The sequence below is a fragment of the Alcanivorax hongdengensis A-11-3 genome (genome assembly GCF_000300995.1).
Lineage (GTDB): Bacteria > Pseudomonadota > Gammaproteobacteria > Pseudomonadales > Alcanivoracaceae > Alcanivorax > Alcanivorax hongdengensis.
Map to the genome: position 1 here is coordinate 41,806 of NZ_AMRJ01000007.1, position 22,527 is coordinate 64,332.

Genomic DNA, 22,527 nt, shown 5'->3' on the forward strand with positions numbered 1-22,527 from the left:
CAGCCTGTTGAGCAACAGCCTGCCAGCGACAGGGGTCACCATGCCGTATTACTGGCGCCTTTCCGGCTTTTACTTCTTCTATTTCGGATTGCTTGGCACCCTGGTGCCTTACTGGTCCCTGTACCTGCGTGATCTGGGATTCAACCCGGCGGCTATCGGGACTCTGATGGCCATCCCCCAGCTGACCAAGATTGGCGCCCCCAATCTGTGGGGCTGGTTGGCGGACCGCAGCGGTCAGCGGCTGCGTATCATCCGGCTGGGCAACTTTACCGCGGCACTGGTGTTTCTGCCGGTGTTCTGGATTGATGCCTTCTGGAGCATGGCGGCCCTGTTGGTGGCCTTCAGCTTCTTCTGGAACGCGGTACTGGCCCAGTTCGAGGTGCTCACCCTGCAGACGCTGGGGCGCCATGCGCACCGATACAGTCATGTGCGCCTGTGGGGCTCGGTGGGCTTTATCGCTGCGGTGCTGGTGCTGGGCGAGCTGCTGGATCGCATGAGTACCTCCCTGCTGCCCTGGGTGCTCAGCGCCATCCTCTGGTTGCTGTGGCTGGGAACGTTGACGTTGCCGGCTGGTCAGGCGACGGGCCACGGCACGCAAAAGTCAGCCGCAAGCCCGCTGTGGCCGCTGCTGAAGCGCCCGCAGGTGGCGCTGTTTCTGCTGGCGGCTTTTCTCATGCAGCTGTCCCATGGCCCGTACTACACCTTTTACAGCATCTACCTGCAGGATCTTGGCTTCAGCAAATTTACCGTCGGTTGCCTGTGGGCGTTGGGCGTGCTGGCGGAGGTGGGCCTGTTCGTGGTCATGCATCGTTTGCTGCAACGCTATTCCATGCCCGCCATCCTGATTGCCAGCCTGTTGCTGGCGGCCCTGCGCTGGGCTGTGATCGGCATGGTGGGTGATTCGCTATGGTGGCTGGCTGCGGCGCAACTACTGCATGCCGCCACCTTCGGCAGCTTCCATGCGGCCAGCATTGCCTGGGTACAAAGACAGTTTGGAAGTGCCCTGGCGGGGCAGGGACAGGCGCTCTATTCCAGTCTGGGTTATGGTGCGGGCTGGGCGGCCGGCGCCTGGCTGTCCGGCAAATACTGGCATATATTCGGGGCGCAACTGTTTTACGCGGCGGCGCTGGCAGCCTTGCTGGCGGCCCTGATCATGATCGCCGGGAGGCTGAACCATGCATCCTGACCACGACCCCTATGCTCCCTCATCGGCGGCGGCTACCCCCGTTTACAGGCGGCCGGTACCCGACCGTCCCTGGATGGGCGCCATTGTCGGCGTGATCGTCGACATGGGCAGCACCATCGTGTTCAGCATTGCCATGTTTTTTGTGCTGGGCATGGCGGTTGCCCTGTCCGGGCGTGCCGATGTTTCCGAGCAGATGCTTGTTGCCATGAGTCAGTCGTCCCCCTGGCGGGAAATCGGCCTGATGGTGGGTGGCTTGGGTTCCCTGATCGGTGGTTATGTCTGCTTGCGGCTGGCAGGGCGATCCCTGGCTGGCGCAGCCTGGCGCATGGTGCTGGTGACATTGATGACCGCAGTGCCGATGTATTTTATCAGCACTGCCCAGATCGACTGGCAGCAACGGCTGCTTAACTGGGGCATATCCTTCGGTGCCATGGCGCTGGGCTGGGTCCTGGGGCACTGGCGCAACCGCCAGCTTTACCATTACGACTGAATCAGACTGTCCCGGCGCAGGGCTTCCAGGAAGGCTTTGGCCGCGTTGGACTGGCTGCGGCCGGGGTGGATGACCACGCCCAGCTGTCGGCACGGCAGCGGCACATCCACATCCAGTTGCACCACGGACGAGTCCACCATGGTGGCCGGCAGTACGCTCCAGCCCAGACCGATGGATACCATCATGTGGATGGTTTCCAGATAGTTGGTGGACATGGCAATGTCCAGCTTCAGGTTGTGCTCGTCGAACAGCTTCTCCACGATACCGCGGGTGAAGGTGATCGGTGATGGCAGGATGGCGCTGTGTCGGGGCAGGGTTTCCAGTGTGATGTCTTTGGCCCTGGCCAGCGGGTGCTCCGGGGCGCACATGAACACCAGCGGATCTTCCCAGATCTTTTCACTGTAGAGGCGCTCATCCGGCTGCGGTGGCAGGGTCACCACGCCCATCTCCAGCTCGCCGTGCAGTACATCTTCCCAGGCTTCTTCCGAATCGATGAAGTGAATATCCAGCTTCACCTGGGGGTAGTCCCGGGAAAACTGTCGCAATACCGGTGGCAGGCGATGCAGGCCGATATGGTGACTGGTGCCGATGCGCAGCTTGCCGGCCACCTCGCCGGACAGGTCATGGATGGCTCTCGCCATGTCCTCCACGTCCATCAGCACCTGGCGGGCCCGGGGCAACAGGGCGCGGCCGGCTTCGGTAAGCTGTATCTGGCGACCGACGCGGTCAAACAGGCGGGCTTCCAGCTGCTGTTCGAGCAGGGCGATGCGCTTGCTGATGGCCGGCTGGGTGATGTAAAGGCGCTCGGCGGCGGCGGAGAAAGAACCGGTTTCCGCCACGGCCATAAAGGCGTGCAGGGTGGGCGTATCAATCATGCATCAGGTCCGGAATGGGCGATGACGGCATAATAATTCGTTATCTCAAAAATGAAAAATATGAATTGGATTTATTGATGGGGGCACCCTACATTAATAGTCAGTGATAAACCAGCGGCTGAGGCCGCCAAGGGAGACAGGCATGGCAGGCAAGACCCTCTATGACAAATTGTGGGACGCCCACCTCGTAACCGAGCGGGAAGATGGTTCGGCGCTGATCTATATCGACCGGCAGATCATTCATGAAGTGACTTCTCCCCAGGCCTTTGAAGGCCTGCGTCTGGCCGGTCGCCAGCCGTGGCGCACCAGCGCCAGTGTCGCCACCATTGATCACAATGTGCCGACCACGCCGTTCAAGAGCGCCGCGGACATTACCGACGAGACCTCCCGCATCCAGGTGCAGACGCTGGAGTCCAATACCAAGGAGTTCGGCATTACCGAATTCGGTATCGGCGATGTACGCCAGGGCATTGTGCACGTCATGGCGCCGGAGCAGGGCGTGGTGGTGCCGGGCATGACCGTGGTGTGCGGGGATTCCCATACTTCCACCAACGGGGCGCTGGCCTGTCTGGCGCACGGTATTGGTACCAGTGAGGTGGAGCATGTGCTTGCCACCCAGACCCTGGTAGCCAAGAAAATGAAGAACATGCGGGTGCAGGTCAATGGCGATCTGGGTCCCGGCGTTACCGCCAAGGATGTGGTGCTGCACATCATCGGTATCATCGGCACCGCCGGTGGCACCGGTTATGCACTGGAATTTGCCGGTAGTGCCATTCAGTCCCTGAGCATGGAAGGGCGCATGACCATCTGCAACATGGCCATTGAAGCCGGCGCCCGTGCCGGCATGGTGGCCGTGGACCAGACCACCATCGACTATGTGGAAGGGCGTCCGTTTGCGCCCAAGGGCGCAGACTGGGACAAGGCGGTGGCCTACTGGCGCACCCTGGTATCCGATGCGGATGCGGTCTTCGATCAGGATATCCAGATCGACGCGGCCGACATCAAACCGCAGGTATCCTGGGGCACCAGCCCGGAAATGGTGGTGCCGGTGGATGCCATGCTGCCGGACCCGCAAGCAGAAAATGATGAAGTGAAGCGCTCCGGCATGCAGCGCGCCTATGAATACATGGGCCTCAAGCCGGGTATGCCGGTCAGTGACATCAAGGTGGATCGCGTCTTTATCGGTTCCTGCACCAACTCCCGCATTGAAGACCTGCGCGCCGCCGCCCAGGTAGCCAAGGGCCGCAGGAAGGCGGATTCGGTCAAGCAGGTGCTGGTGGTGCCGGGCTCCGGGCTGGTCAAGAAGCAGGCCGAGGCCGAGGGCCTGGACAAGGTGTTTGTGGACGCCGGCTTTGAATGGCGCGAGCCGGGCTGTTCCATGTGCCTGGCCATGAACCCGGATCGTCTGGAGGCGGGCGAGCACTGTGCCTCCACCTCCAACCGCAACTTCGAAGGCCGTCAGGGCAATGGTGGTCGTACCCACCTGGTCAGCCCTGCCATGGCAGCGGCGGCGGCAGTGGCCGGTCATTTTGTCGACGTGCGTGACCTTTAACGGCCGCTAAGGAGCTCAATCATGGAAAAGTTTGTTCGTCATGAAGGCCTGGTTGCGCCGTTGGATCGTGCCAACGTGGATACCGACCAGATCATTCCCAAGCAGTTTCTCAAGTCCATCAAGCGCACCGGCTTTGGCCCCAACCTGTTTGATGAGTGGCGCTATATGGATGTGGGGCAGCCGGGCCAGGATAACGAGGTGCGGCCGAAAAACCCGGACTTCGTGCTCAACCAGCCCCGCTATCAGGGCGCCAGTGTGCTGCTGACTCGCCGTAACTTTGGTTGCGGCTCCAGCCGAGAGCATGCGCCCTGGGCGCTGATGGATTTCGGCTTTCGGGCCATCATTGCGCCCAGCTATGCGGACATCTTCTACAACAACTGCTTCAAGAACGGCCTGTTGCCGATTGTGTTGTCTGAGGATAACGTGGAAGCCCTGTTCCAGGCGGCCAGTGAGGAAGGCTTTCGGCTGACCATTGATCTTGACGCCCAGCAGGTCATCACTGCCGATGGCCTGGCGCTGGATTTCGAGATTGATGAATTTCGCAAGCACTGCCTGCTCAACGGGCTGGACGAGATCGGTCTGACACTGAATGCGGCCGACGAAATTCGCGCCTATGAGCAACGTCGCCAGGAGCGGGAACCCTGGGTATTCCAGGATCATTAAAACAACAAGCTAGGAGGCACCATGCTACGGGTACTGACGATTTTCTTGGCAATGGCACTGAGCGCCTGTGCCACCACGGGTATGTACGATGCGCCCAAGGGCGAACAGACCGTAAAACTGACCGTGGACAATCAACTGTCTGCGGCCAGTGACAGTGCGGATCAGGGCGGCTGGCAGATGCCGGGCCAGTCGTCGCCGGTGCGCGCTGCCATTTTTACCGTGGATGAAGACCGGGTGGCGGAGCAGGCCGGCCTGCAATCCATCACTCTGGAGCCGGGCAAGCACAAGATCCAGGTGTTCGCCGATCGTAGTGGCATCCTGCGTTTTGGCACTTTCCGCTACAAGTTCAAGGAAGCGGGTGACTACACCGTCAGCATCGGTGCTGGCGATGGTACCGACAAGTATGAACTGAAGCTGATCAACCAGGCGGCACCGGACAAGGTGCTGGTGAAGAAAGACTTCTAATCGGCCTGCGGGCCAGTAGTAACAGGAACAGGCATGAGCAAGATTTTGGTATTACCGGGCGATGGTATCGGCCCGGAGATTGTTGCCGAAGCGGTAAAGGTCCTTGAGGCGGCCCAGCAAAAATTTGGTCTGGAGATCGAGCTGGACCAGGCGCTGGTGGGTGGTGCGGCGGTGGATGCGGAAAACGACCCGCTGCCGGAAAGCACCCTGACCAAGGCCCGCGCCGCGGATGCCATCCTGTTCGGTTCCATCGGTGGCCCCAAGTGGGACGCCATCGAGCGTGACAAGCGTCCTGAGCGGGGCCTGCTGCGGCTGCGCTCCGCTCTGGGCCTGTTCGCCAACCTGCGCCCGGCCATCCTGTTTCCGCAGCTGGCCGACGCCTCCAGTCTCAAGCCGGAAGTGGTTTCCGGCCTGGACATCCTGATTGTCCGCGAGCTGACCGGCGGTATCTATTTCGGCCAGCCCCGCGGCATCAAGGAAGAAAACGGCGAGCGCGTCGGCTTCAACACCTATGTGTATACCGAGTCGGAAATGCGCCGCATCGCCAGAGTGGCATTCGAACTGGCCATGCAGCGCGACAAGCGCGTGCTGTCGGTGGACAAGGCCAATGTGCTGGAAGTCACCGAACTCTGGAAGGAAGTGGTCACCGAGGAGGCCAAGGCCTACCCGGAGATCGAGTTGAGCCACATGTATGTGGACAACGCGGCCATGCAACTGGTGCGTGCGCCCAAACAGTTTGACGTGATTGTCACCGGCAACCTGTTCGGTGACATTCTCTCCGATGAAGCCGCCATGCTCACCGGCTCCATCGGAATGCTGCCCTCTGCGTCCCTGGATGAAAACCGCAAGGGCCTGTACGAACCCTGTCATGGCTCGGCACCGGATATTGCCGGCCAGGGCATCGCCAACCCGCTGGCCACCATCATGTCGCTGGCCATGCTGATGCGTTACAGCCTGCAGCGCGGGGATGTGGCCGATGCCATCGAGAAAGCGGTGGAAGCCGTGCTTGATCAGGGGTTACGTACCGCGGACATCTACACCGAGGGCACTCGCAAAGTGGGCACTGAAGAGATGGGTTCTGCCGTGGCCAGGGCTCTGGCCGGCGCGTAACGGATCCTCGATTCAACAGTAAAGAAAGGGCAATCCTTTCGGGAGACAGGTTTTAATGAAGAAAGTCGGTTTTGTCGGCTGGCGTGGCATGGTGGGTTCCGTCCTGATGGAGCGCATGCGTGCGGAAAATGATTTTGCGGATATCGAACCGGTCTTTTTCTCCACCTCCCAGGTGGGGCAGGCTGGCCCGGACGTTGGCAAGGACATTCCTGCCCTGGGCGACGCCAAGAACATTGATGAACTGAAAGCGCTGGATGTGATCGTCACCTGCCAGGGTGGCGACTACACCAACGAGGTCTACCCCAAGCTGCGCGAATCCGGCTGGGACGGCTACTGGATTGATGCGGCCTCGGCGCTACGCATGGCCGATAACAGCGTGATCGTGCTGGACCCGGTGAATCGGGCGGTGATCGACAGCGCGCTGGATAACGGCACCAAGGATTTTATCGGCGGCAACTGTACCGTGAGCCTGATGCTGATGGCCCTGGGCGGCCTGTTCAATGCCGGTCTGGTGGAATGGGCCAGCGCCCAGACCTATCAGGCGGCGTCCGGCGCCGGCGCCCAGAACATGCGCGAGCTGATCGCCCAGATGGGCAAGATCCATGGCGACGTGGCCGAAAAACTGGCTGACCCGGCCAGCGCCATCCTGGATATCGACAGCCAGGTGGCCGCCACCATGCGCAGTAGCGACCTGCCCACCGAGCATTTCGGTCACTCCCTGGCCGGCTCCCTGCTGCCCTGGATCGACAAGGAAATGGAAAACGGCCAGAGCAAGGAAGAGTGGAAGGCCCAGGCGGAGACCAACAAGATCCTCGGTCGCGGTGACAACCCGATCGCCCTGGATGGCACTTGCGTGCGTATCGGTGCCATGCGCTGCCACGCCCAGGCGCTGACCGTGAAACTGACCCGGGACGTGCCGCTGGACGAGATCTATACGCTGATCGGCCAGTCCAACGATTGGGTCAAGGTGGTGCCGAACGAGAAAGAAGCCACCCTGCGTGACCTGACCCCCACGGCGGTGACCGGCACCCTGACGGTCCCGGTGGGCCGCCTGCGCAAGCTCAACATGGGCGGCGAGTACCTTAATGCCTTCACCGTGGGTGACCAGCTGCTGTGGGGCGCCGCCGAGCCCCTGCGTCGCATGCTGCGCATCCTCATGGAGCGCTAGGAGCAAGAATGAGCCGAGCTATCAATATGGCGGTGGTGGGAGCCACCGGCCTGGTAGGTGAGGCCATCATCAAATTGCTCGCCGATCGGGATGTCCCGGTCGGCGAGCTTTTTGTTTTGGCCTCGGAAAGCAGTGCGGGCAAGTCTGTGCATTTTGGCAGTCGACGGTTGACCGTCGGCAAGCTGGAGGATTTTGACTTCTCCCGGGTAGAGCTGGCGTTCTTTGCCGCCGGGGCCCAGGTGACCCAGGATTATGCTCCCCGTGCCAGCGATGCCGGCACCCTGGTGGTGGATCTGTCGCCGGCCTACCGCTATGAGCAGGATGTGCCTTTGGTGGTGGCTGGCGTCAATGATGACATGCTGGCCCAGGCCCGTGAGCGCAACCTGGTAGCCTGCGCGGATGCGGCCACCGTGCAGCTGTTGCAGGCTCTCAAGCCGCTGGCGGACATGGGGCCCTTGCAGGACGTGGTGGTAACCCAGTTGCAGGCCGCGTCGGCCACCGGGCGACGGGGCGTTGATCAACTGGCCCAGCAGAGTGTGCGTCTGCTCAATGGCCTGGCGCCCAGTGAGGCGGCCCAGGCCCAGGCGGCGTTCAATGTCCTGCCGGTCAGTGGCCAGCCCCAGGAAAACGGCTACACCAGCGAAGAGCTGAAAGTCGTACTGGAAGCCCGTCGTATCCTGGCAGATCAGTCATTTTCCCTACAGGTCACCTGTGTTCGTGTGCCGGTTTTCTATGGCCATGGCCAAAGTGTCACCGTGCAGGGCATGCAGCCACTGAGCGCAGCGCAAGCCATTGATTTGTGGCAGGCTGCCGGGCTTGACGTGGTGCCTGCAGATGACCCGCAGCAGTTGTCGCCAGTGGCCCTGGCGGATCAGGCTCCGCAACTGGTGTTGTCGCGGGTGCGCGATGATCTGGATGCGCGGGGGGTAATCAGCTACTTTAGCGTGGCGGATAATGTTCGTATGGGGGCGGCACTGAACGCTGTACGAATTGCCGAATTGTTGCTAAAAGACTATCTGTAATGGATACTTACTGACATTATGTGACGCAGTTTCTAGGTTTTGTTCCGAGCCTGGGGCAAAATTCTTAGTTATCGTTACTGGCATTCGTCTGCCGCTTCGGGATAATTCCGTGCGCCCGCTGGGGCGGGCAAAGCGCGGGAAACATAATAAATAAAGGGTTCGACCATGCTTCGAAAACTTGGGATTGGATTGACCGCTCTGGCAATGATGGTGCCAGGGGTTGCAGCGGCGCTGGGGGTAGGCGAGTACAGCTTGCATTCCTATCTCAACCAGCCCCTGGATATGGATGTAGAGCTGCATGAAGTTGGCGATCTGAGTCCCGGTGAGATTCTGGTCAATCTGGCTTCGCAGGACGAATTCGACGCCGCCGGCGTTGATCGCACCTATTTCCTCAACAAACTCAAGTTCCAGGTGGAGCGAACCGGCAAGGATAATGCGGTCCTGCATATTTCCTCCAGCGAGCCGGTGCGTGAACCCTATCTGAATTTTCTGGTGGAATTTCTCTGGCCCACCGGCCGCCTGATGCGTGAATACACTGTGCTGCTGGATCCGCCCAGCTATGCGGATGCGGCCCAGACCGCCGCTCCCAGCGTCAGCCGGGCTCCCAAACCGGTGAGCAGTGCGCCGGCTCCGGCCCCCCAGGCGCCGGCCAGTCAGCCGGCACAGGCCGCTGCCCCGGCGCCCAGCAGCACCCCGGCCAGCACCGACGCCGCCAAGCCGGCCTATGCCTCTGATACGTCAGGTCCGCACGAGACCTACACGGTTCGCAATTCCGACACCATGTGGCGCATTGCCCTGAATACCCGCCCGGCGAACAGTGTTTCCGTGCAGCAAATGCTGGTGGCGATTCAGGAAATGAATCCTGATGCCTTCATCAACGATAACGTCAATCTGGTGCGTGAAGGCACCGTGCTGCGTATTCCCAATGAAAGGGAAGTGCGCAATATTTCCACCCGCAATGCCATCAGCCAGGTGGCTGAACAAAATCGCAAATGGCGTGACATGCTGGATGCCCGTGGTATTCAGGCACCGGGAAAGGCCCAGGTGGATGGTAGCCGCCAGGTTGCCGATGCGGATGCTGCGAATGGCGGGCCCAAGAGCGGCGAGGTCAAGCTGGTAACGCCGGATTCCTCCGACAGTGTCAAGGATGGTGATGCCACCGGCTCTTCCCGGCAGGGCAGTGGTAGCAGTGCAGTGCTGGAAAACGAGCTGGCCATCCGTGATGAAAACATTGACCGGCTGGACCGCGAGAACGGCGAGCTGAAATCCCGTCTCGACGACCTGCAAGACCAGGTAGCGACCAGCGAAAAACTGCTCAAGCTGCGTAATGACCAGATATCCCAGTTGCAGGAACAGCTGCGTCAGATCCGCGAGAAGCAGGGTATTGAAACCGGGGATAACGACCCGTTGATGCAGGCGCCGGCGCCGGTGGAAGACACCGCTGACAGCGCTGCCGCCAACGATGACAATGCGCAAGACCAGGCAAAGGCCGATGAGGCGAGTCAGGGCGATGCCGCCGCCACTGCGAACAATGGCGACGCCACCGCGCAACAAGACATGAAGGCTGCCGGTGAAGAGGATGATCAGGCCGCAGAGCCGGCCGCCAGTCCGGCCAAGAGCGAAGACAAGCAAGCCGTGAAACCGGTGGCCCCGCCGGCCAAACCCAAGCCAGCCGCACCGGCCAAACCGGTTGAGCAGAAAAGCGCCGGTATCGTCGACCTGATCATGGCCAACCTGCTTTACATCGGTGCGGCCCTGATCGTGATTCTGTTGTTGGTGGTGCTGTTGCTGCGCCGTAAACAGCAGGATGGTGATGAGGCTGACGAGGTGGTGCTGCCGCCGGAAGAGTCCGAGGGTTTCGGTGACGATTATCCTTCCGATGATGCCTTTGGTGCCAACCTGACCGGCGAGATTCCGCCGTCCGGTGCCGCCGAGGATGACCAGGAGGATGTGGCACCGGAAGGCGCTACCCAGGATCCGCTGGAAAATGTGGAAGTGTATGTGGCCTATGGTCGCTACCCGCAGGCGGTGGATTTCCTGCGTAACGAAATCAACAAGACGCCGCAGCGCACGGATCTGAAAGTGCGCTTGCTGGAATTGCTCCGTGAAATGGGTGACGAGGACGGCTTCCAGCAGCAGGCGGCGATCTATGCCGGCACTGATAGCGAGATTGATGCGGCCATCAGCCGCCTTGGTGGGGCTCCGGCCAGTGCCGCACCGGCTCAGGATGATGATCTGTCGCTGGATGATCTGGAAATGGATCTGTCCTCCGGTCTGGACGGTGAGGCCCCCACGGTACAAGCCGAACCGGCGGCGGATGCGCCGCAGCTTGAACCGGAAAAGGACGATGACGATCTGGCGGATTTCGATTTCGAGCTGGACGACGATACCGCCGGCACCGGTGAAGATGACACCCTGTTGCTGGAGCCGGAAAGCGAGAGTGAGTCCGCCGATGATTTCGCTGATTTCTCCGCGGAACTGGACAGTGCCGACAATACTGAAGCTCCGGCCAGTCAGCCGCTTTCCGAGGAAGACAGCAAGTCCCTGTCTGCCGATTCCCTGCTGGATCTGGATGACGTGGGCAGTGCAACCCTGGGTGAAGGCGACACCGAGTTCGGTGAGCTGAACCTGGACGATATGAGCGATGAGTTCGACTCCGCCGGCAGTGAAACCGAGGAAAACACGGACTTTGACCTGTCCCTGGATGATCTGGATCTGGACGACGACAAACCCGAGCCTGCGGCGCAAACGCCCACGGCGGCCGAGTCCGAGCTGGGGGATCTGGACGATCTGGACCTGGAACTGGATGAAGCGCCCCAGGCGGGCCAGCAGGATGACCTGGCTGACCTGGATCTGGAGCTGGACATGGACGAGCCGTCCGCTGACCTGAGTCTTGAGGATGACGAGGCGCCGGCTGCTGACGTCAGCGAGCCCGAACAGGCGCCGCTGGCCGAGCCGTCCCCGGCTGAGGATGAGGTAACGGCTGAAAGCCCCGCCGATGATCTGTCTCTGGATGATCTGGATGTGGAGCTGGATGTGCCGGTAGTGGATAGCAGCGAGGCCGCGCCGGCCCCGGCCGAGACACCGGTCGTCGATGAGGAGCCGGTGGAAGAGGCCATGAAAGAAAGCGATGTTCTGGGCGACGAGGATGACTTCGATTTCCTCGGCGAAACCGACGAGAACGCCACCAAGCTCGATCTGGCCCGTGCCTACATCGATATGGGGGATTCCGAAGGCGCCAAGGATATCCTCAATGAAGTGATGGCCGAGGGTAACGACCAGCAGCAGAACGAAGCCCGTGAGTTGCTGGCCCAGGTAGACTGATTCGTCTACCGGCCCAAGGCTGGGAAAACGGGGGGCGATGCCTTATGGTATCGCCCCCTTTTTTGTGGTGTTGACGATGGCACGAATTGCACTGGGTATTGAGTATGATGGCAGCGCCTTCCGTGGCTGGCAGACCCAGCAGCCGGGCGTGAGAACGGTGCAGGAAACCCTGGAAGCCGCGCTCTCCAGGGTGGCCAATCACCCGGTCAATGTGGTGTGCGCCGGTCGCACCGATGCCGGCGTTCATGGCACCGGCCAGGTGGTGCATTTCGATTCCCCGGCGCCCCGGGCCATGCGTAGCTGGATCATGGGGGCCAACACCAACCTGCCCGGTGATGTGTCGGTGCGCTGGGCTACGCCGGTGCCGGAGGACTTCCATGCCCGTTTCAGCGCGGTCAGCCGGCGTTACCGCTACGTGATCTACAATCACCCACGCCCACCGGCGTTGTTTCGGGATCAGGTCACCTGGAACTACCGGCCACTGGATGTGGATGCCATGCGTGAGGCGGCCTTCATGCTGGAGGGGGAGCATGACTTTACCTCCTATCGCAGCGTGCATTGTCAGGCCAAGTCGCCGATCAAGACGCTGCACAGCCTGCGCCTGTATCAGCATGGACAGATCCTGGTGCTGGAAGCCCATGCCAATGCCTTTCTGATGCACATGGTGCGCAACATTGCCGGCGTCCTGATGGCCATCGGTGCCGGCAAGAAGCCGCCGCAATGGGCCGGCCAGGTGCTGGACGCCAGGGACCGCAGGCAGGGCGGGGTCACCGCGCCGCCCTTTGGTCTTTACCTGGTGAATATTGAGTACCCGCCGCAGTTTGAATTGCCCGATGAACCGCTGGGGCCCCTGTGGCTACCGCACCGCCTTGAGGCATAATTTGACGCATAATCGACGTCGCTTTGCTACACTGGAGACTCAATGACCACTCCCCGGGTCAAGATTTGCGGGATCACCCGTATCGACGATGCCCTGGCGGCAGCCCAGGCCGGTGCCGACGCCATTGGATTGGTGTTTTATGCACCCAGCCCCCGTGCGATTTCCGTACGCCAGGCAGCGCGTATCGTGGCGGCCTTGCCGCCTTTCGTGACCACTGTTGGCCTCTTTGTGGATGCCAGTGCCGAGCAGGTGCGGGAGACCCTCGCAGCGGTACCGCTGGATCTGCTGCAATTTCATGGCAACGAGGCCCCGGCATACTGCGAACAATTCCAGCGCCGCTGGATCAAGGCGGTTCGCATGCGCGATGACGTGGATCTTTATGCCATCGCGGATCAGTACCGCCATGCCGATGGTCTGCTGGTCGATAGTTACAAACCGGGCGTGCCCGGTGGCACCGGGGAAACCTTCAATTGGGAGCGGGTCCCGCAGGATCTGCCCCTGCCTGTGGTGCTGGCCGGCGGGCTGGAACCGGGCAATGTGGCCGAAGCGGTGACACAGGTTCGGCCCTGGGCGGTGGATGTCAGCGGTGGTGTTGAACGCATGTCGGTTCAAGGCCGTCGCCAGGGCGGTATCAAGGATGCCGCTGCCATTCGCGCCTTCATCAACCGTGTCAAATAACGAGGAGTAGCTGGTGTCTGAACGCCCTGATTTTTCTGCTTTTCCTGATGCCAAGGGACATTTCGGCCAATTCGGAGGCCGCTTTGTCTCTGAAACCCTGATGGCGGCGCTCGATGAACTGAGCGCCATGTATCAGCGTCTCAAGGACGACCCCCAGTTTCGGGCGGATTTCGACTATGACCTGGCGCATTATGTGGGTCGACCGTCTCCGCTCTATCTGGCTGAGCGATGGTCCCGGCAGATAGGTGGCGCGAAGATCTGGCTCAAGCGTGAAGATCTCAACCATACCGGTGCCCACAAGGTGAATAACACCATTGGTCAGGCGTTGCTGGCCAAGCACATGGGCAAACCGCGGGTCATCGCCGAAACCGGAGCCGGCCAGCATGGCGTGGCCTCGGCCACCGTGGCCGCCCGACTGGGCCTCAAATGCCAGGTCTACATGGGCGAAGAGGACGTCAAACGCCAGCGGCTCAATGTCTATCGCATGAAGCTGCTGGGGGCCGAGGTCATCCCGGTGACCTCCGGCTCCAAGACGCTCAAGGATGCCATGAACGAGGCCATGCGCGACTGGGTAACCAATGTGGATGATACCTTCTACATCATTGGTACCGTGGCCGGTCCGCACCCGTATCCGCAGCTTGTGCGTGATTTCCAGTGCATCATCGGCCGTGAAGCCCGCGAACAGAGCCTTAAGCAGGCCGGCCAGTTGCCCGATGCGCTGGTCGCCTGTGTGGGCGGTGGCTCCAATGCCATTGGCCTGTTCCACCCGTTCCTGAATGATGAGTCGGTGGCCATGTATGGCGTGGAAGCCGCCGGTGACGGCCTGGATACCGGGCGCCATGCGGCCCCGCTGAGCGCCGGTCGTCCGGGGGTGCTGCATGGCAACCGCACCTACCTGATGGAAGACGACAACGGTCAGATCATCGAGACCCACTCCGTGTCTGCCGGTCTGGACTATCCGGGGGTCGGCCCGGAGCATTCCTGGCTCAAGGACATCGGGCGGGTCAACTATGTGGCCGCCGACGACCAGGAAGCCCTGGCCGCTTTCCGTGAACTGACCCAGGTGGAAGGCATCATGCCGGCGCTGGAATCCGCCCATGCGCTGGCCTATACCCGCAAGCTGGCGGCGTCCATGCACCCGGACCAGAATATCGTGGTCAACCTGTCCGGCCGTGGTGACAAGGACATCCTGACCGTCGCCGCCATCGATGGCATTGAGTTTTAAGGAGTATTGATGAGTCGCATCAAAGGCTGTTTTGAGCGCCTGGCCGGCCAGCAGCGTAAAGCCCTGATTCCGTTTGTCACCGCCGGTGACCCCCAGAAAAGTGTTACCGTGCCGTTGATGCATGCCATGGTGGAGGCGGGGGCCGATATCATTGAGCTTGGCGTACCGTTTTCCGACCCCATGGCCGACGGCCCGGTGATCCAGCTGGCCTGTGAGCGCTCCCTGGCAGCGGGCACCTCGCTGCACGACGTGCTCGATATGGTTCGTGAGTTCCGTCAGCAGGATAACCAGACTCCGGTGGTCCTGATGGGCTACCTGAACCCGGTGGAAGTGATGGGCTACCCGGCCTTTGCAAAGGCTGCCCAGGATGCCGGTGTGGATGGGGTTTTGCTGGTGGACCTGCCGCCGGAGGAGGCGGTGGAGGTCAAGCCGCTGTTTGATCAGCAGCAGTTGGACATGATCTTCCTGGTGGCGCCGACCACCACCGACGCGCGTATCAAGCTGATTGGCGAGGCTGCCTCCGGTTACCTTTACTACGTTTCCTTGAAAGGGGTGACCGGTGCCGCCACGCTCAATGTGGAGGAGGTGGCCGGCCGGGTTGAAACAATTCGCAACCTGGCCAAATTGCCCATCGGGGTCGGCTTTGGTATCAAGGACGCAGACTCTGCGCAGGCAATCAGCCGAGTGGCCGACGGTGTCGTGGTGGGCAGTGCCCTGGTCAACCAGGTCGCTGCCAATCAGGCAACCCCGGATGCCATCAATGGGGCGGTGAGCGAGGTTCTCGCCGCCATGCGCAACGCCATGGATCAGCATTGAGATAGGTGCCAATGAGCAACAGCAACTGGCTGGAAAAAATTCTCCCGGCGGTGCGCCGTCCCCAGGAAAGCCGCCGTAACAACATTCCTGAAGGTCTGTGGCGAAAGTGCCCGCGCTGCGACGGGGTGCTGTACCGGCCGGAGCTGGAGCGCAACCTGGACGTTTGCCCGAAGTGTGATCATCACTTCCGCGTCAATGCGCGCCGCCGCCTGAAGCTGTTCCTCGACGAGGGTCCGCAGACCGAAATCGGTGCCGAGCTGGCGCCGGTGGACCGTCTCAAATTCAAGGATTCCAAGAAGTACAAGGATCGCCTGAACGCCGCCCAGAAAGACACTGACGAGAAGGATGCCCTGGTGGTGATCAAGGGCAAGCTGCATGGCGAGCCCCTGGTGGCCAGTGCCTTTGAATTCAATTTCATGGGCGGCTCCATGGGCTCGGTGGTGGGTGAGCGTTTCGTGCGTGCCGTGGATGTGTGCCTGGAACAGCAGTTGCCACTGGTATGCTTTGCGGCGAGCGGTGGCGCGCGCATGCAGGAAGCGCTGTTCTCGCTGATGCAGATGGCCAAGACCAGCGCCGCGCTGGAAAAGATGCGCCAGGCGGGCCTGCCGTTTATTTCGGTACTGACCGATCCGGTCTACGGTGGCGTCTCTGCCTCCCTGGCCATGCTGGGTGACGTCAACGTGGCCGAGCCCAATGCCCTGATCGGCTTTGCTGGTCCGCGTGTGATCGAGCAGACGGTGCGCCAGAAATTGCCGGAAGGCTTCCAGCGCAGCGAATTCCTGCTGGAACATGGTGCCGTCGACATGATCCTGCATCGCCAATCGCTGCGAGACACCCTGCATCGCCTGCTTGCCAACATGACCGGCAAACCCCTCGCCGTGAATGACTGACACCCCCTTAACCCTGGCGCGCTGGCTGGCGCGCATCGAGGCCATGCACCCGGCGGAAATCGAGCTGGGCCTTGGCCGCGTGCGCCAGGTGGCCGAGCGGCTCCAGGTATTGCAGCTGTCCATGCCGGTCATCACCGTGGCCGGAACCAATGGCAAAGGCTCCACCGTGGCACTGATGGCGGCGCTGGCCGGCCACCAGGGGCGGCGCGTGGCGGTTTATACCTCTCCCCACCTGCACCGCTTCAATGAACGTATCCGCCTGCCCGAAGGACTTGCCAGCGACCAGCAGCTGTGTGAGGCCTTTGAGGTAGTGGAGCAGGCCCGGGGGCAGATTCCGCTGACCTATTTTGAATTCACCACCCTGGCCGGGCTGTGGCTGTTCGCCCGCAGCGGCGCGGATCTGGTGATTCTGGAGGTGGGCCTGGGCGGGCGGCTCGATGCGGTCAATGTGGTCGATCCGGATGTGGCGGTGGTCACGTCCGTGGGACTGGATCACCAGGACTGGCTGGGCCCTGACCGTGAGACCATTGCCGCGGAAAAATGTGGTATTGCCCGGGCCGAGCGGCCGTTGGTCTATGGTGAACAAGCCTGGCCGGCCAACCTGCCGTCGCTGGCACAGCATTACCGGGCCATCCCGGTGTTTGCCGGCCGGGAATTCCTTGTCCAGGAGAGCGGCCTGACGCTCACGGATGGCACCCGGTTGACGTTGCCCTCGCCGGTACCGCTGGGGGAGGACAATCTGGCCACGGCGTTACAGGCGCTGGCGCTGGCCGGGCTGCCCTGCAAGCAGGGGGATCTGACGGTGGCGGCATCGCTGACTCTGCCCGGGCGCTGTGAACATCGTCAGATTGGTAACCGGCATTGCTGGCTGGATGTGGGTCATAATGTGGAAGCCGTGTCACGCTTTCTGGAACGGCTGGGTGGGGTGACCGGGACCCGCCATCTGGTGTTCGGTATGATGGCGGACAAGCCGGTGGCAGAGGTCATGGCCCTGTTTGCCGGTCAGGACGTGCGCTGGTACCTGGCGGCGCCGGCGATAGGCCGGGCCGCGACACCACAACAGCTGGCTAGCTGTGCGCCGCAGGGCGCGCAGGTCCGTTGTTTCGACAGTGTCGCGGCCGCCATGGAGGCGGCTTTGCAAGAGGGCGATGACCAGCCGTTGCTGGTGTTTGGTTCCTTCTATACCGTTGCGGAAGCACGCGAGGTGCTGGCCCGTCAGTGAAGGGCGGTACAGTGACAAGGGAGAGAAAGCAGGTGCAACAACACACCCGACGGCGTCTTGTGGGGACGCTCTTTCTGCTGGTTCTGGCGGCCTTCCTGGTGCCTTTGCTGTTCCGTTCCCCGGAGCAGGTACGTAATGCCCTGGACATGCATATCCCCAAGGCGCCAGCCATGGTCGACATCAAGCCCGAGCCGGTTATCAGCAAGGACGATCAGCAGAGCGCCACGCAGACCATTGAAGAGGATCACCGGCAAATCAGTGAACAGGCTGACAAGGCGCTGGCAGCGCCGACGTCGCCGGAAGCTGACAAGGGAGCATCCGGTGGCCGCAGTGAACCTGACAAGCCCGGTGACCCCTCTCCGGTGCTGGCCGGCTTTACCGTTCAGGTGGCCAGTTTTGTCGATGAGGACAATGCCCGGGCGCTGGTTGCGCGCCTCAAGGAGGCAGAATACCGCGCCTACCTGCAAAAGGAAGCTGACGGCGGGCAGACCCTGTACCGGGTGTTCGTGGGCCCGGATATCCGCAAGGCGGATGCACAGAAGACGCGCCAGACCCTGGCCGATGACAGCCGTTTTGCGCTGCAGGGGCTGGTGCGAACCTATGTGCCCTGATGGGCAACGGCGACAGCCTCTGTTAAACTGCGCCCTCACTGTTTCAAGGCTGCTGCCAATGCCCGCCCCTCTGCTAGGTCGGGCCCGCTGGCGGCACGCCTCCACGCCCAACCCGACGGCAAGAGCGTGCTTTAGATGAACCTTGCAGACGGCATTATTCTGTTTGTGATTGCAGTGTCTGCACTGCTCAGTCTCCGCCGGGGCTTCACTCGCGAAGCCTTTTCATTGCTCACCTGGGTGGCGGCCTTTATTATCGCGCGCCTGTTCAGCCCGGCGCTGGAATTGTTACTGACCGATCAGATTGCGACCCCCAGCCTGCGTATGGCGGTGGCCTTTGGTGCTTTGTTTGCCTTGACCCTGATCGTCGGCGCCCTCATTAATCATCTGCTCGGTGAACTGATCCGGGTAACAGGCCTGAGCAGCACTGACCGGCTGCTGGGCATGGTGTTCGGTGCCCTGCGGGGCATCCTGTTGATGGTGGTTCTGGTGGCCGTGGGCCGCAACCTGTTTGCTTCCGATCCCTGGTGGCAGCAGTCAGTTCTGGTTCCGCACTTCGTCATGTTGGAAGCGTGGAGCCGAGAAGTCGGCGAGAGTCTGCTCGCCTTGGTAATGAACGTTAGCGCCAGCTAGAGGAAAGAAAGCATGTGCGGCATCGTGGGCATTGTCGGCCATAGTCATGTGAACCAGGCGATTTATGACGCCTTGACGGTTCTTCAGCACCGTGGGCAGGATGCCGCCGGGATCGTAACCTGCGATGGAGATCGCCTTTACCTGCGCAAGGACAACGGCATGGTGCGCGATGTGTTCCGCACCCGTCACATGCGTCGTCTGGTGGGCAACATGGGCATCGGCCATGTGCGTTACCCCACCGCGGGCAGTTCCAGCTCCGCCGAGGCGCAGCCGTTCTATGTGAACTCGCCCTACGGCATTACGTTGGCTCATAACGGCAATCTGACCAATGCCGAAGAGCTGGCTGAGCATATTTTCCGGGCGGATCTGCGCCACATCAATACCACCTCCGATTCCGAGGTGCTGCTCAACGTGTTTGCCCACGAGTTGCAAAGCCGTGGCAAGCTGCAGCCCGAGCCTGACGATATTTTTGATGCGGTCAGTGCCGTGCATGACCGGGTGGAAGGCGCCTATGCGGTGGTCGCCATGATCACCGGTTATGGCATCCTGGCTTTCCGTGACCCCCATGGTATTCGGCCGGTCTGTTTTGGCCGCAAGGATACCCCGGAAGGTCCCGAGTACATGGTGGCCTCCGAGTCCGTGGCACTGTCATCGCTGGGTTTTCATGTGGTACGCGACCTGGCGCCGGGTGAAGCCATCTACGTGACCGCCGATGGCGAGCTGCATACTCGCCAGTGTGCCAAACAGCCGTCCCTGCATCCGTGTATTTTCGAGCAGGTATACCTGGCGCGCCCGGATTCCATCATCGATGGTATTTCCGTGTACAAGGCTCGCCTGCGCATGGGCGAGAAGCTGGCCGAGAAGGTCAAGCGCGAGTGGCCGGACCATGACATTGATGTGGTGATTCCGATTCCGGACACCAGCCGTACCTCGGCGCTGCAGATGGCCAACCACCTGGGCGTGAAATACCGCGAAGGTTTCATCAAGAACCGTTATATCGGCCGTACCTTCATCATGCCCGGCCAGCAGCAGCGCAAAAAATCCGTGCGCCAGAAGCTTAACGCCATCGAGCTGGAATTCAGTGGCAAGAATGTGCTGCTGGTGGATGATTCCATTGTGCGCGGCACCACCTGTAACGAGATCATCCAGATGGCCCGGGAAGCCGGGGCCAACAAGGTGTACTTCGCGTCTGCTGCGCCGGCGGTGCAGTACCCCAATGTCTATGGCATCGATATGCCGGCCGCCCGGGAACTGATTGCCCATGGTCGCAGTACCGATGAAATCTGCGAGCTGATCGGTGCCGACCGGCTGATCTACCAGGACCTGAAGGATCTGGTGGATACCTGCAAGGAAGGTAACCCGGATGTGGAAACCTTTGACTGCTCGGTGTTCAATGGGGAGTACCTGGCAGGCAATATTGATGATGCCTATCTGGCCGAGCTGGAGGCCCGCCGTAATGACGCGGCCAAGGGGCAGAGCGACAAGACCCGGGCACTGGCTGACAACGAGATTATCGACCTGCACAACACCAACTGAAACTGACCCATCGAGGCTGTTCAATGTCTGATCTGGATCCGAGTCAACTGGATGTGGAAACCCTGGCCATTCGCACTGCGCAGCTGCGCACCGACGAAATGGCCCACTCGGATCCGATCTTTCTGACCTCCAGCTTTGTCTATGAAAGCGCCGCCCAGGCCGCTGCCCGCTTTGGCGGTGATGAGCCGGGCAACATCTATTCGCGCTTTACCAATCCCACCGTGCGGGCCTTCGAGCAACGGCTGGCGGCCCTGGAAGGTGGCGAGCGTTGCGTTGCTTTTGCTTCCGGCATGGCGGCGATCAGCGGCACCTTCTTCTCTCTGCTGGCACCGGGCGACCACATTGTCAGTTCCCGCGCGGTATTCGGCACTACCAATGTGGTGTTTGACCGTTACCTGAAGAAGTTTGGTATCGAGACCACCATGGTGGATCTCAGCGACCTGTCGCAGTGGCAGGAAGCGATTCGCCCGCAAACCCGTATCCTGTTTCTGGAAACGCCCTCCAATCCACTCAGCGAAGTGGGCGATATCGAAGCGCTGGCCAAACTGGCCCATGACAATGGGGCGCTGCTGGTGGTGGACAACTGCTTCTGTACCCCGGCACTGCAAAAGCCGCTGGAACTGGGCGCGGATCTGATCATCCACAGTGCCACCAAGTACCTGGACGGGCAGGGCCGTTGTCTGGGCGGGGCAGTAGTGGGGCCGGAGAAGCTGCTGGAAGACGTCAACGGCTTTGTTCGCTCGGCCGGGCCCTGCATGAGCCCGTTCAACGCCTGGGTGTTCCTGAAGGGGCTGGAAACGCTGAGTTTGCGCATGTTCGCCCAGAGCGAGCGGGCGTTGGCACTGGCCGAGTGGCTGGAGCAGCAGCCGGGTATTGCCCGGGTGCATTTTGCCGGCCTGAAGAGCCACCCGCAGCACGCACTGGCTGCCCGTCAGCAGCGGGCCTTTGGCGCCGTGTTGTCCATCGAGGTGGAAGATGCGGCGGGCAACCGGGATCGTCAGGCGGCCTGGCGCTTCATCGACGCCACGAAACTGGTGTCCATCACCGCCAATCTGGGCGATGTGAAAAGTACCATTACGCACCCGGCCACCACGACCCACGGCCGGGTAAAAGAAGAAGAGAAACGCAAGGCCGGTGTCACCGAGAACCTCATCCGCATCGCCGTGGGGCTGGAGTCCCTGGACGATCTGAAAGCGGACATGAGTCGGGGACTCAAGGCCATCGCCAGCGCCTGATCCGGCGGCTGGCATCACATCGGGGGAATGCATGCAGGCGCTGGACAAGGCTCTCGCCCAGGTTGGCCGTGTGGTACTGGGCAAGGAAGAACAACTCAAACTGGCACTGGCCTGCATGCTGGCCCGGGGCCATTTGCTGATTGAAGACTTGCCCGGCATGGGCAAGACCACCCTGGCCCATGCGCTGGCCCGGGTTTTCCAGCTGGATTATCGGCGTGTGCAATTCACCAGTGACATGCTGCCGGCGGATATTCTTGGCGTCTCCGTGTTTGATCCGGAAACTCGCCAATTCAGCCTGCGGGAAGGACCGGTGTTTACCCAGCTGTTGCTGGCCGATGAAATCAACCGGGCGACCCCGAAAACCCAAAGCGCCCTGTTGGAAGCCATGGAAGAACGGCAGGTGACCCTGGATGGCAGTACTCGTCCCTTGCCTGAACCCTTTTTCGTGGTGGCTACCCAGAATCCGGTGGATCAGGCCGGTACCTTCGTACTGCCGGAATCCCAGCTCGACCGTTTCCTGATGCGTATTTCCCTGGGTTATCCGTCTCCGGAGGTAGAGCTGGACCTGCTGGCCGGCGGTGATCTGCGTGAACAGGTTCGCGAGCTCAAGGCCGTCATCAATGGCGAGGGGCTGGTTAAACTCGGTCGCATGGTGGAGACGATCCGCGCCACGCGGGAATTGCTGGATTATGTGCAGCGTTTGCTGGAAGCCACCCGGGAAGACGATCGTTTTGTGGCCGGGCTGTCTCCCCGTGCCGGGCTGGGGCTGCTCCGTGCGGCCCGGGCCTGGGCATTGATTGGCGGTCGCGATTATGTGCTTCCCGAAGACGTGCAAGCGGTCTGGCCGGCGGTGGCCGAGCACCGTCTTACTGCTCGGCAGGGGGGCAGTGTGGCGGCCATGACACAGTCATTGCTGCAGTCGGTTCCGGTGGTTCGCCGGGCCTGAGCC

General features: G+C 61.4%; 21 protein-coding genes. 20 read left to right on the forward strand and 1 reads right to left on the reverse strand.

Annotation, left to right across the window (positions count from 1 at the left end; genetic code table 11):
• Positions 1-40 precede the first annotated feature (40 nt).
• Both A11A3_RS06460 and A11A3_RS06465 read left to right on the forward strand, forming a co-directional pair.
• On the forward strand, positions 41-1,186 hold the full coding sequence (locus A11A3_RS06460) for an MFS transporter (RefSeq protein ID WP_008928472.1): 1,146 nt from the start codon (positions 41-43) through the stop codon (positions 1,184-1,186).
• Positions 1,176-1,676 carry a hypothetical protein gene (locus A11A3_RS06465; protein ID WP_157375418.1) on the forward strand — a complete coding sequence of 167 codons (501 nt, stop codon included), beginning with the start codon at positions 1,176-1,178 and terminating at the stop codon, positions 1,674-1,676. The genes A11A3_RS06460 and A11A3_RS06465 overlap by 11 nt, the downstream gene beginning before the upstream one ends.
• Here the strand turns inward: A11A3_RS06465 and A11A3_RS06470 are convergent.
• Entirely contained in the window at positions 1,667-2,551 is an 885-nt protein-coding gene (locus A11A3_RS06470) for a LysR family transcriptional regulator (protein WP_008928474.1), read from the reverse strand. The two genes, A11A3_RS06465 and A11A3_RS06470, sit on opposite strands and share 10 nt — an antisense overlap.
• A gap of 142 nt (positions 2,552-2,693) precedes the next feature.
• Between A11A3_RS06470 and leuC the strand changes: the two genes are divergently transcribed.
• From leuC to A11A3_RS06560, 18 genes are all read left to right on the forward strand, one after another.
• Positions 2,694-4,103: a 3-isopropylmalate dehydratase large subunit gene (gene leuC / locus A11A3_RS06475; protein WP_008928475.1), complete on the forward strand. Its 1,410-nt coding sequence runs from the start codon at positions 2,694-2,696 to the stop codon at positions 4,101-4,103.
• A 21-nt stretch (positions 4,104-4,124) separates the two neighbouring features.
• Entirely contained in the window at positions 4,125-4,766 is a 642-nt protein-coding gene (leuD, locus tag A11A3_RS06480; protein WP_008928476.1) for a 3-isopropylmalate dehydratase small subunit, read from the forward strand.
• Positions 4,767-4,787: 21 nt separating this feature from the next.
• Positions 4,788-5,231 (forward strand): hypothetical protein, encoded by a 444-nt coding sequence (locus tag A11A3_RS06485; protein ID WP_008928477.1) that lies wholly within the window; start codon positions 4,788-4,790, stop codon positions 5,229-5,231.
• A gap of 33 nt (positions 5,232-5,264) precedes the next feature.
• Complete coding sequence (gene leuB, locus A11A3_RS06490) at positions 5,265-6,341, forward strand: 3-isopropylmalate dehydrogenase (protein WP_008928478.1); 1,077 nt, start codon at positions 5,265-5,267, stop codon at positions 6,339-6,341.
• Positions 6,342-6,396: 55 nt separating this feature from the next.
• Positions 6,397-7,509: an aspartate-semialdehyde dehydrogenase gene (asd, locus tag A11A3_RS06495; RefSeq protein WP_008928479.1), complete on the forward strand. Its 1,113-nt coding sequence runs from the start codon at positions 6,397-6,399 to the stop codon at positions 7,507-7,509.
• Between the two features lie 8 nt (positions 7,510-7,517).
• Complete coding sequence (locus tag A11A3_RS06500) at positions 7,518-8,531, forward strand: aspartate-semialdehyde dehydrogenase (RefSeq protein ID WP_040296825.1); 1,014 nt, start codon at positions 7,518-7,520, stop codon at positions 8,529-8,531.
• A 165-nt stretch (positions 8,532-8,696) separates the two neighbouring features.
• Positions 8,697-11,855 carry a FimV/HubP family polar landmark protein gene (locus A11A3_RS06505; RefSeq protein ID WP_193353572.1) on the forward strand — a complete coding sequence of 1,053 codons (3,159 nt, stop codon included), beginning with the start codon at positions 8,697-8,699 and terminating at the stop codon, positions 11,853-11,855.
• A gap of 76 nt (positions 11,856-11,931) precedes the next feature.
• Positions 11,932-12,735: a tRNA pseudouridine(38-40) synthase TruA gene (gene truA, locus A11A3_RS06510; protein WP_083851704.1), complete on the forward strand. Its 804-nt coding sequence runs from the start codon at positions 11,932-11,934 to the stop codon at positions 12,733-12,735.
• A gap of 42 nt (positions 12,736-12,777) precedes the next feature.
• On the forward strand, positions 12,778-13,413 hold the full coding sequence (locus tag A11A3_RS06515; RefSeq protein WP_008928483.1) for a phosphoribosylanthranilate isomerase: 636 nt from the start codon (positions 12,778-12,780) through the stop codon (positions 13,411-13,413).
• A 13-nt stretch (positions 13,414-13,426) separates the two neighbouring features.
• Positions 13,427-14,638, forward strand: a complete 1,212-nt coding sequence (gene trpB, locus A11A3_RS06520) for a tryptophan synthase subunit beta (RefSeq protein WP_008928484.1) — start codon at positions 13,427-13,429, stop codon at positions 14,636-14,638.
• Between the two features lie 9 nt (positions 14,639-14,647).
• A complete protein-coding gene (trpA, locus tag A11A3_RS06525; protein WP_008928485.1) occupies positions 14,648-15,454 on the forward strand; it encodes a tryptophan synthase subunit alpha in 807 nt (268 codons plus the stop codon).
• A gap of 11 nt (positions 15,455-15,465) precedes the next feature.
• A complete protein-coding gene (accD, locus tag A11A3_RS06530) occupies positions 15,466-16,344 on the forward strand; it encodes an acetyl-CoA carboxylase, carboxyltransferase subunit beta (protein WP_008928486.1) in 879 nt (292 codons plus the stop codon).
• Positions 16,337-17,566, forward strand: a complete 1,230-nt coding sequence (locus tag A11A3_RS06535) for a bifunctional folylpolyglutamate synthase/dihydrofolate synthase (protein ID WP_008928487.1) — start codon at positions 16,337-16,339, stop codon at positions 17,564-17,566. The genes accD and A11A3_RS06535 overlap by 8 nt, the downstream gene beginning before the upstream one ends.
• A 32-nt stretch (positions 17,567-17,598) precedes the next feature.
• The gene (locus A11A3_RS06540; RefSeq protein ID WP_040296826.1) at positions 17,599-18,177 is read left to right on the forward strand and encodes an SPOR domain-containing protein; all 579 of its coding nucleotides are present in this window, start codon (positions 17,599-17,601) and stop codon (positions 18,175-18,177) included.
• 135 nt (positions 18,178-18,312) lie between these two features.
• Complete coding sequence (locus tag A11A3_RS06545; protein ID WP_008928489.1) at positions 18,313-18,807, forward strand: CvpA family protein; 495 nt, start codon at positions 18,313-18,315, stop codon at positions 18,805-18,807.
• 12 nt (positions 18,808-18,819) lie between these two features.
• Positions 18,820-20,343 (forward strand): amidophosphoribosyltransferase, encoded by a 1,524-nt coding sequence (gene purF / locus A11A3_RS06550; RefSeq protein ID WP_008928490.1) that lies wholly within the window; start codon positions 18,820-18,822, stop codon positions 20,341-20,343.
• A 23-nt stretch (positions 20,344-20,366) separates the two neighbouring features.
• The gene (locus A11A3_RS06555; protein ID WP_008928491.1) at positions 20,367-21,578 is read left to right on the forward strand and encodes an O-succinylhomoserine sulfhydrylase; all 1,212 of its coding nucleotides are present in this window, start codon (positions 20,367-20,369) and stop codon (positions 21,576-21,578) included.
• A 31-nt stretch (positions 21,579-21,609) separates the two neighbouring features.
• Positions 21,610-22,524 (forward strand): AAA family ATPase, encoded by a 915-nt coding sequence (locus tag A11A3_RS06560; protein ID WP_008928492.1) that lies wholly within the window; start codon positions 21,610-21,612, stop codon positions 22,522-22,524.
• Positions 22,525-22,527: the final 3 nt, after the last annotated feature.

Bases quoted from the DNA above. Each gene is read 5' to 3' on its own strand.
- A11A3_RS06460 (WP_008928472.1), top strand. From the start codon at position 41: ATGCCGTATTACTGGCGCCTTTCCGGCTTTTACTTCTTCTATTTCGGA.
- A11A3_RS06465 (WP_157375418.1), top strand. From the start codon at position 1,176: ATGCATCCTGACCACGACCCCTATGCTCCCTCATCGGCGGCGGCTACC.
- A11A3_RS06470 (WP_008928474.1), bottom strand. From the start codon at position 2,551: ATGATTGATACGCCCACCCTGCACGCCTTTATGGCCGTGGCGGAAACC.
- leuC (WP_008928475.1), top strand. From the start codon at position 2,694: ATGGCAGGCAAGACCCTCTATGACAAATTGTGGGACGCCCACCTCGTA.
- leuD (WP_008928476.1), top strand. From the start codon at position 4,125: ATGGAAAAGTTTGTTCGTCATGAAGGCCTGGTTGCGCCGTTGGATCGT.
- A11A3_RS06485 (WP_008928477.1), top strand. From the start codon at position 4,788: ATGCTACGGGTACTGACGATTTTCTTGGCAATGGCACTGAGCGCCTGT.
- leuB (WP_008928478.1), top strand. From the start codon at position 5,265: ATGAGCAAGATTTTGGTATTACCGGGCGATGGTATCGGCCCGGAGATT.
- asd (WP_008928479.1), top strand. From the start codon at position 6,397: ATGAAGAAAGTCGGTTTTGTCGGCTGGCGTGGCATGGTGGGTTCCGTC.
- A11A3_RS06500 (WP_040296825.1), top strand. From the start codon at position 7,518: ATGAGCCGAGCTATCAATATGGCGGTGGTGGGAGCCACCGGCCTGGTA.
- A11A3_RS06505 (WP_193353572.1), top strand. From the start codon at position 8,697: ATGCTTCGAAAACTTGGGATTGGATTGACCGCTCTGGCAATGATGGTG.
- truA (WP_083851704.1), top strand. From the start codon at position 11,932: ATGGCACGAATTGCACTGGGTATTGAGTATGATGGCAGCGCCTTCCGT.
- A11A3_RS06515 (WP_008928483.1), top strand. From the start codon at position 12,778: ATGACCACTCCCCGGGTCAAGATTTGCGGGATCACCCGTATCGACGAT.
- trpA (WP_008928485.1), top strand. From the start codon at position 14,648: ATGAGTCGCATCAAAGGCTGTTTTGAGCGCCTGGCCGGCCAGCAGCGT.
- accD (WP_008928486.1), top strand. From the start codon at position 15,466: ATGAGCAACAGCAACTGGCTGGAAAAAATTCTCCCGGCGGTGCGCCGT.
- A11A3_RS06535 (WP_008928487.1), top strand. From the start codon at position 16,337: ATGACTGACACCCCCTTAACCCTGGCGCGCTGGCTGGCGCGCATCGAG.
- A11A3_RS06545 (WP_008928489.1), top strand. From the start codon at position 18,313: ATGAACCTTGCAGACGGCATTATTCTGTTTGTGATTGCAGTGTCTGCA.
- purF (WP_008928490.1), top strand. From the start codon at position 18,820: ATGTGCGGCATCGTGGGCATTGTCGGCCATAGTCATGTGAACCAGGCG.
- A11A3_RS06555 (WP_008928491.1), top strand. From the start codon at position 20,367: ATGTCTGATCTGGATCCGAGTCAACTGGATGTGGAAACCCTGGCCATT.
- A11A3_RS06560 (WP_008928492.1), top strand. From the start codon at position 21,610: ATGCAGGCGCTGGACAAGGCTCTCGCCCAGGTTGGCCGTGTGGTACTG.